The 7,558-nt window shown below is 59.6% G+C and carries 8 protein-coding genes; 7 read left to right on the top strand and 1 reads right to left on the bottom strand.

Going from position 1 to position 7,558, the window contains the following annotated elements:
- Positions 1–43 precede the first annotated feature (43 nt).
- From trpB to GC131_05865, 6 genes are all read left to right on the top strand, one after another.
- Positions 44–1,267: a tryptophan synthase subunit beta gene (gene trpB, locus GC131_05840; GenBank protein ID MBI1273585.1), complete on the top strand. Its 1,224-nt coding sequence runs from the start codon at positions 44–46 to the stop codon at positions 1,265–1,267.
- A complete protein-coding gene (locus tag GC131_05845; protein ID MBI1273586.1) occupies positions 1,264–2,109 on the top strand; it encodes a tryptophan synthase subunit alpha in 846 nt (281 codons plus the stop codon). Before trpB ends, GC131_05845 begins: the two co-directional genes overlap by 4 nt.
- A gap of 17 nt (positions 2,110–2,126) precedes the next feature.
- Positions 2,127–3,002 carry a transporter substrate-binding domain-containing protein gene (locus tag GC131_05850; protein MBI1273587.1) on the top strand — a complete coding sequence of 292 codons (876 nt, stop codon included), beginning with the start codon at positions 2,127–2,129 and terminating at the stop codon, positions 3,000–3,002.
- Between the two features lie 11 nt (positions 3,003–3,013).
- The gene (locus GC131_05855; protein MBI1273588.1) at positions 3,014–3,967 is read left to right on the top strand and encodes an acetyl-CoA carboxylase carboxyltransferase subunit beta; all 954 of its coding nucleotides are present in this window, start codon (positions 3,014–3,016) and stop codon (positions 3,965–3,967) included.
- Between the two features lie 9 nt (positions 3,968–3,976).
- Entirely contained in the window at positions 3,977–5,359 is a 1,383-nt protein-coding gene (locus GC131_05860; protein MBI1273589.1) for a bifunctional folylpolyglutamate synthase/dihydrofolate synthase, read from the top strand.
- A 159-nt stretch (positions 5,360–5,518) separates the two neighbouring features.
- Positions 5,519–6,241 (top strand): ABC transporter substrate-binding protein, encoded by a 723-nt coding sequence (locus GC131_05865; GenBank protein MBI1273590.1) that lies wholly within the window; start codon positions 5,519–5,521, stop codon positions 6,239–6,241.
- Between the two features lie 78 nt (positions 6,242–6,319).
- Here the strand turns inward: GC131_05865 and GC131_05870 are convergent, their stop codons facing one another.
- The gene (locus GC131_05870) at positions 6,320–6,625 is read right to left on the bottom strand and encodes a hypothetical protein (protein MBI1273591.1); all 306 of its coding nucleotides are present in this window, start codon (positions 6,623–6,625) and stop codon (positions 6,320–6,322) included.
- Between the two features lie 315 nt (positions 6,626–6,940).
- Here GC131_05870 and GC131_05875 point away from each other — a divergent pair.
- Positions 6,941–7,558, top strand: a 618-nt coding sequence (locus tag GC131_05875) for a hypothetical protein (protein MBI1273592.1), incomplete at its 3' end; no start/stop codon positions are given.

Raw genomic sequence — 7,558 nt, forward strand, 5'->3', positions numbered from 1 at the left:
CGGCTTCAACATGCTTTATTGTGCGGCCCTGAAAGGAAGATGAATGCCCAACGCCGCCCATAAGCCCAATTCCCTGCGCGCAATGCCGGATGCCGAAGGACATTTCGGCGATTATGGCGGGCGCTTCGTTGCCGAGACCTTGATGCCGCTCATCCTCGAGCTGGAAAAGGCCTATACCGCCGCCAAGGCGGATCCTTCCTTCCGCAAGGAGCTTGATTATTATCTTAAGTACTATGTGGGGCGCCCCTCGCCGCTTTATTATGCACAGCGCCTGACGGAAAAACTTGGCGGCGCCAAAATCTATTTCAAGCGCGACGAGCTGAACCACACCGGCGCGCACAAAATCAACAACTGCATCGGCCAGATATTGCTGGCGCGGCGCATGGGCAAAAAACGCATCATCGCCGAAACCGGCGCAGGCCAGCACGGCGTGGCTACCGCCACGGTCGCGGCGCTGTTCGGTCTGCCTTGCGTCGTCTATATGGGCGCGCTCGATATCGAACGGCAAAAGCCGAACGTGTTCCGCATGAAATTGCTGGGCGCGGAAGTGCGACCCGTGCAAAGCGGCTCGCGTTCGCTCAAGGATGCGATGAACGAGGCGCTGCGCGACTGGGTCAGCAATGTCGAAGACACCTTCTACATCATCGGCACCGTGGCGGGGCCGCACCCCTACCCCGCGCTGGTGCGCGATTTCCAAAGCATCATCGGCCGTGAAACACGCGCACAGATGCAGGAAGCCGAAGGCCGCCTGCCCGATAGCCTTGTTGCCTGCATCGGCGGCGGCTCCAACGCCATGGGGCTGTTCCACGATTTTCTCGATGAGGAAAGCGTGAAGCTTTATGCGGTGGAAGCGGCGGGGCTCGGTGTCGATACCGACAAGCACGCCGCCAGCCTGACCGGCGGCAGGCCGGGCGTTCTGCACGGTAACCGCAGCTATTTCCTGCAGGACGATGACGGACAGATCACCGAGGCGCATTCGATTTCGGCCGGGCTCGATTACCCGGGCATCGGCCCCGAACATGCCTGGCTGCACGATATCAAGCGCGTGAACTATGTTTCCGCGACCGACGAAGAAGCGCTCGAGGCCTTCAAGCTTTGCTGCAACATGGAGGGGATCATCCCCGCGCTGGAGCCGAGCCACACGCTTGCCTATACAAGCAAGCTCGCGCCCACCTTGCCGAAGGATCATTTGCTTGTGGTCAATCTGTGCGGCCGCGGCGACAAGGATATTTTCACGGTGGCCGAACGGCTGGGAGTGACACTATGAAGGCCGCCGCCGCGCCCGCCGCCAGCCCCGCCGCCGACAGCGGCCGCATCGCCGCGCGCTTCGCCGAGCTGAAAAAGCAAAAGCGCGGCGGGCTCGTGACCTTTATTACCGCAGGCGACCCGGACCACGAAACCTGCCGCGCCATACTGCGCGGCCTGCCCGAAGCGGGCGCCGATATCATCGAGCTTGGCATGCCCTTCAGCGACCCGATGGCGGACGGCGTTGCCATCCAGGCGGCCAATATCCGCGCGCTGAAGAACGGCGCTTCAATGAAGCGCACGCTCGATCTCGTGCGCGATTTCCGCAAGGACGACAACGCCACGCCGCTTGTCCTGATGGGCTATTACAACCCGATCTACAGCTATGGCGTGGAAAAATTTTTGGCCGACGCGCGCTGCGCTGGCGTTGACGGGCTGATCGTCGTCGATCTGCCGCCGGAAGAGGACCGCGAGCTATGCCTGCCCGCACTGGCAGCCGGGCTCAATTTTATCCGGCTGGTGACGCCGACGACCGATAACGCGCGGCTGCCCAAGGTGCTGAGCAACACATCGGGTTTCGTTTATTACATTTCCGTCACCGGCATCACCGGCGACAAGCAGGCCAATGCCGCGCACGTCCAATCGGAAGTGGAACGCATCCGCAATCACACGGCGTTACCGGTCGCGGTCGGGTTCGGGATCAGCGATGCCGCCAAGGTCAGGGCCGTGACGAAATCGGCCGATGCCGCCGTCGTGGGCAGCGCGATCATCCGCGAGATTGCGCAAACGCTTTCCCAAGACGGCAAGGCGACAGATAAAACCGTTTCTGCTACACTCGCGTTCGTTGCGAATTTGAAAAGCTAGGACATAAGGGGCAAGCCATGGCCAAGTATATTGCAGCGATTATTATTCTTTGCATCGGCGTCGCCGCCGGGCAGCTATTGCTTCAGGAACACGGCACGCAAGGCACCGCGCGCAACATCGAAACCGCCTATGAACGGGTGATGCGCACCGGCACGCTGCGTTGCGCTTATGCGCTGTGGGCGCCGTTCTTCCAGAAGGATGCGAACACCGGCAAACTTTCCGGCTTCAATTACGATATTTTCATGGAAATCGGCAAAGAGCTCGGGCTCAAGATCGAGTGGGCCGAGGAAGTCGGTTTCGGCAATTATATCGAAGGCCTGAACACCGGCCGCTATGACGCTATGTGCCAAACCGTGTGGCCCGATCCAGGCCGCTTCACCAAGGCCACGGTTACGCTGCCCGCGCATTACCATAAAGTCTATGTCGTGGTGCGCGCCGACGATAACCGCTTCGACAATGGTTATGCCCGGCTGAACGACCCTTCCTTCAAGACCGTGGCGATCGAAGGCGATATCACCGAAACCATCGCCCGCACAGATTTTCCGCAAGCCAAACTCGTGAGCCTGCCGCAGGCCGCCGATGCTTCGCAGCTTTTCATGGAAATCGCAGCGGGCAAGGCCGATGCGACCTTCGTCGATTGGGGCTTCTTCAAAAGTTATGACGAGGCGAACCCGGGCAAGCTAAAGACGGCTGGCAAGGTTTTGCGGGTTTATGGTTCGGTCTTCTCGGTCAAGCTGGGCGATCTCGATCTCAAGGCCCTGTTCGATAATGCCATTATCGCGCTCACCAACAACGGCAAGATCGCCGAGATTTTGCAGCGATTTCCGACCACCGCCATGCCGCCCGCACCGACCTATGCCGCCCCGGCGGCGGATGCCGCAAGCGCCAACTGAACGGATAGACCATGAGCTGGCTCACCAATTTCGTACGCCCGAAAATTCGCGCCCTTGTCGGCGAAAAAAAGGATGTGCCCGATAATTTGTGGGACAAATGCCCCGGTTGCGGCACCATGCTGTTCCGGCGCGAGCTGGCTGAGAACCTGAATGTCTGCCGCCACTGCGATTACCATTTGCGCATCAGCGTCGAGCGGCGGCTCGAAACCCTGTTCGACAAGGGGCAATATGAAAAGCTGAAAGTGCCGCGCGTTCCGGTTGACCCGCTGCGCTTCCGCGACCAGAAGAAATATGCCGACCGCCTGCGCGACGCGCAAAGCAAGACCGGCCGCGATGACGCCTTCATCGTTGGCGAAGGCACGATCGGCGGGCACAAGGCCGTGGTGGCGGCCTTCGATTTCAGTTTCATGGGCGGTTCCATGGGCATGGCGGTGGGCGAAGCCATCGTCACGGGCGCGCGGCGCGCGGCGGCGGCCGGCGCGGCCTTTATCGCCATCCCGGCTTCGGGCGGCGCGCGCATGCAGGAAGGCGCCCTTTCGCTGATGCAGATGCCGCGCACCATCATCGCGGTTGAAGAAGTCAAACAGGCCGGGTTGCCCTATATCGTCGTGCTGACCGACCCGACCACGGGCGGCGTTACGGCATCATTCGCCATGGTCGGCGATATCCATATCGCCGAAAAGGGCTGCCTGATCGGTTTTGCCGGCGCGCGCGTGATAGAAAACACGATCCGCGAAACGCTGCCGCCCGGGTTCCAGCGCGCCGAATATCTGCGCGAACATGGCATGGTCGATATCGTCGTGACCCGCCGCGATTTGCCCGCCACGCTGGCGCGGATCATTGGCCTTCTTGGCCGGGGCAACGGCAACGCAACGCGCGCGGCAATCGCCGCGCCGAAAAAGGCCAAAGCCACGGTCATCCCGCCCGGGCCGCACGGCGCGCCGCCGCAAAAAAGCCGCTGGTGACACCACGGCATGCCGCTGCCCGCTTCTTCTTCGCACGCTTCCCTGCCCGCTAACCCGTGGCCCGTGGCCCATGGCGCGCGCGAAGGTTCCGCGGCCATCCTTGATCGCATCTATAGAAGCTACCATCGCGGTATCGATCTGACCCTGCGCCCGGCCTATCGCGCGCTTTTGGCAAAGCTCGGCAACCCGCAGGAAAAGCTCCCGCCCGTGCTGCATGTGGCGGGCACCAACGGCAAGGGCAGCACGGTCGCCTTTGCCCGCGCGATGCTGGAAGCGGCGGGCTGGCGCGTGCATACCTACACCTCCCCCCACCTCGTGACATTTCACGAACGTATCCGCATCGCCGGACGCCTGATCGAGGAAGACGAGCTGACCGATATCCTTGAGCTGTGCGAGCGTGAAGCCGAGCCGGGCAAGATAAGCTTTTTTGAAATGACCACCGCCGCCGCCTTTCTTGCCTTCGCGCGCCACCCCGCTGATGCCGCGCTGATCGAGGTCGGGCTCGGCGGACGGCTCGACAGCACAAATGTGATCACGCGCCCGGCGGTGACCGCGATTGCGCGCATTTCATACGACCACCGCGAATATCTGGGCGCATCGCTGGCCGGGATCGCGCGCGAAAAAGCCGGGATCATGAAGCCGGGCGTGCCCTGCTATGCGATGGAACAGCCGGACGAAGAGGCGCGGGCCGCTTTGCGCGCACAGGCCGCCATTGTCGGCGCGCCATTATTGTATGGCGGGCAGGATTGGCAAACGCAGGAGCTCGATGGCGGCGCGTTTCGTTTCAACGGCCCGCAGGGAGAGCAAAACCTGCCGCCGCCCGCGCTTGCTGGCGCACACCAGATCATGAATGCCGGGCTTGCGATCGCGGCACTCGGGGCCATGCCGCTGGCGGTGCCGCTAGGCGCCATGACGGCGGGTCTGCGCGGCGTTGACTGGCCCGCACGGTTGCAACGGCTTGTGCGCGGCCCGGCGATCGATTGCCTCCCCGAAGGGTGGGAGTTGTGGCTTGATGGCGGCCATAACGATTCCGCCGGCACGGCGCTGGCGGCCGAGCTTGGCCGTTGGCGGCAACGCAGCCCCAAGCCGCTTTACCTTGTGTTCGGCATGCTGGCCACGCGCGCGCCGCACGAATTGCTCGGCCCCATGGCACGGCAGGTGGACGGGCTGCGTGCCGTGCCTATCCCCGGCGCGGATGGCGGTGCGGCCTTGAGCCTTTCTGCAGCCGAAGGTGCGACGGCGGCGATGGCGGCAGGAATAAGGACAGCAGCCCCGGCAACGGATGTCGTGGCGGCCGTCCGGCAACTGGTTGCGGCCGGCGGAATGCCGGGACGAATACTGATTTGCGGGTCGCTTTATCTTGCCGGCGCGGTTCTGCAGAATCACGGTTGAAACGCGCGCGTGCGCTATTATAATCATAAAACAAGCCATACTGCCTCGTAAGGCCCTGTCTTTACGGGGTATTTTGGCGGTTTTCTAATCCCTTGTTTTGCCGTAATTTGCCGCTATAAACGACAAGGCTTTATCGTTACGTGCATCCGGAGGTCTTGAATGCTCGCGCAACGTTTCACTGGTTTTTCCACCCTTCCCTGTCTTGCCATATCACTGCTGTTCGGCGCCTGGGCACTGGAGCCCGCCGCGGCCGAAGACGCGCCGCAATTGCAGGCGCAAGCCAGCATCGCACCTGCCGCAGTGGCCGAGGCGACGGATGTTGCCGGCAAGTCAAAAGCCGCGAGCGATTTTGTGCAAGGTCTCGGCGACAATGCAGTCGCCATTCTCGCCGACAAAAACATCAGCAAGGATGCGCGCGACAACCAGTTCCGCGACATGCTGCAAAAATCCTTCGATCTGAACACGATCGGCCGTTTCGTGGTCGGCCGCACATGGTACGGCGCATCGGACGAGCAACAGGCGGAATATCTGCGCCTGTTTGAAAAACTGGTGATCAAGATCTATTCCGAACGCTTTGCGCTTTATTCGGGCGAAAAGTTCACGGCGGTTGGCGCGCGCCAGGAAGGCGGGCGCGATTACATCGTTGATGGCGAGATTTTGCATCCCGGCAGCAACCAGCCGATACAGGTTAATTGGCGCGTGCGCGATTTCGGCGATCATTTCGGCGTGATTGATGTCGTGGTCGAAGGTGTCAGCATGAGCGTGACGCAACGGCAGGAATATATGTCGGTGATCCAGCGCAACGGCGGCGAGATCGAACCGCTGCTGCAAATGATGCGCGAACGGCTCGATAAACCTTCGCAGCAGGCGGTCGCGGGTTAAGCGCCGCACGCCTCCCGCTTCGGGCAATAAAAAACCCCTCTTCCTTGCGGAAGAGGGGTTTTTGTTTTCGCGAAAGCCTTACTGGGCTTCGGCCGGAGTTTCCGGAGCGGCCTCGGGGGCTGCTTCCATAGCCTTCTTGGCCTCTTCGGAAACGTCTTCGGCGGCCCCTTCAACGGCAGCGCCGGTTTCTTCGGCTGCTTCCTGCATCGCGTCACCGGCCTGCTCCATGGCATCACCCACGCCTTCGGACATTTCGCCCATGGCATCGCTGATTTTTTCGCCCGGCGTGCGGCTGTCGGTCTGCATCGTGGCCAGATAGGCCACAAGCGCCACCACAATGATGGCCACAACAATAATAAGGTTACGTGACTTCGGGGCTGCCATGTTTTTCTCCTTCACTGGCGTGTCATAAACTCGATAAAGGCTTGTTTGCCTTGGCAAGGGCTATAGCATTTCACTTCATGAGTGAACAGCCCCCGCCAAAAAGCCTCAAGAATCATGCATTTAAGACAATTTTCCCGGCATTAGAGCCCATATATGCTTCTGGTTTTTTGTTGTCTGCCGCATAGCCGGGTTAAAGAATGAGGCTATGTTTTCTTGCCGTTCTTTGGTATTCGCAAATAACAATCTTGTTGGCCCAGAATCCTGAACGGAAACCGGCCTTCCAAATCAAAATGAGCGAGGAGTATTTTTAACACGATGAAGATGGTTTATTTGCATATTCCCAAAACTGCCGGATCTTCATTTAGAGAATGGGTTGTAAGTTCAATTGGCGAGGACAAGGTATTCTGGCATTCGGCAGAGCGCCAAATAAACGATACTTCACTGAACGAGCTTCTCAAATACACATTAATTGGCGGGCATTTTACACTCCAGAATCCTATGCTGAAGGCCATGGAAGCCGGCATAGGCGTTGAAAACATTGTTTATTGCTGCGTCGTGCGTGAACCTGCGGATTTGCTCATTTCCCATTTCAATTTCATCAAGAAAAGCCCGGAACATATGATGCACCCGGGGGAAGACGATATCGATTCAACCTTGCTTGCGAAAAAAGATTTCTACCATGAATCAATGAACATACAGGCGTTCTGTATAACAAAGACAAGGGCCTTTGCCGATGCCTTGCCTATTATCAGCAAACGTAACTTCCTAATCGGATGCTACGATCATCTGGATTTATTTATCCGGCGCGCAAGCGAAATTCTGGGAGAGTCCATGGCGGAGTTTCCCGTCGTGAACCGCGGGGAAGAATCGGAAGATAAAACGGCTTCATCTATCGTCACCGAATATTGCAGGCAGAATTGCAGCGAGGATACG

This window comes from Alphaproteobacteria bacterium (assembly GCA_016124955.1).
GTDB lineage: Bacteria > Pseudomonadota > Alphaproteobacteria > UBA9219 > RFNS01 > RI-461.

Coding starts and splice junctions, on each gene's coding strand:
- trpB (MBI1273585.1), top strand. CDS start 44: ATGCCCAACGCCGCCCATAAGCCCAATTCCCTGCGCGCAATGCCGGAT.
- GC131_05845 (MBI1273586.1), top strand. CDS start 1,264: ATGAAGGCCGCCGCCGCGCCCGCCGCCAGCCCCGCCGCCGACAGCGGC.
- GC131_05850 (MBI1273587.1), top strand. CDS start 2,127: ATGGCCAAGTATATTGCAGCGATTATTATTCTTTGCATCGGCGTCGCC.
- GC131_05855 (MBI1273588.1), top strand. CDS start 3,014: ATGAGCTGGCTCACCAATTTCGTACGCCCGAAAATTCGCGCCCTTGTC.
- GC131_05860 (MBI1273589.1), top strand. CDS start 3,977: ATGCCGCTGCCCGCTTCTTCTTCGCACGCTTCCCTGCCCGCTAACCCG.
- GC131_05865 (MBI1273590.1), top strand. CDS start 5,519: ATGCTCGCGCAACGTTTCACTGGTTTTTCCACCCTTCCCTGTCTTGCC.
- GC131_05870 (MBI1273591.1), bottom strand. CDS start 6,625: ATGGCAGCCCCGAAGTCACGTAACCTTATTATTGTTGTGGCCATCATT.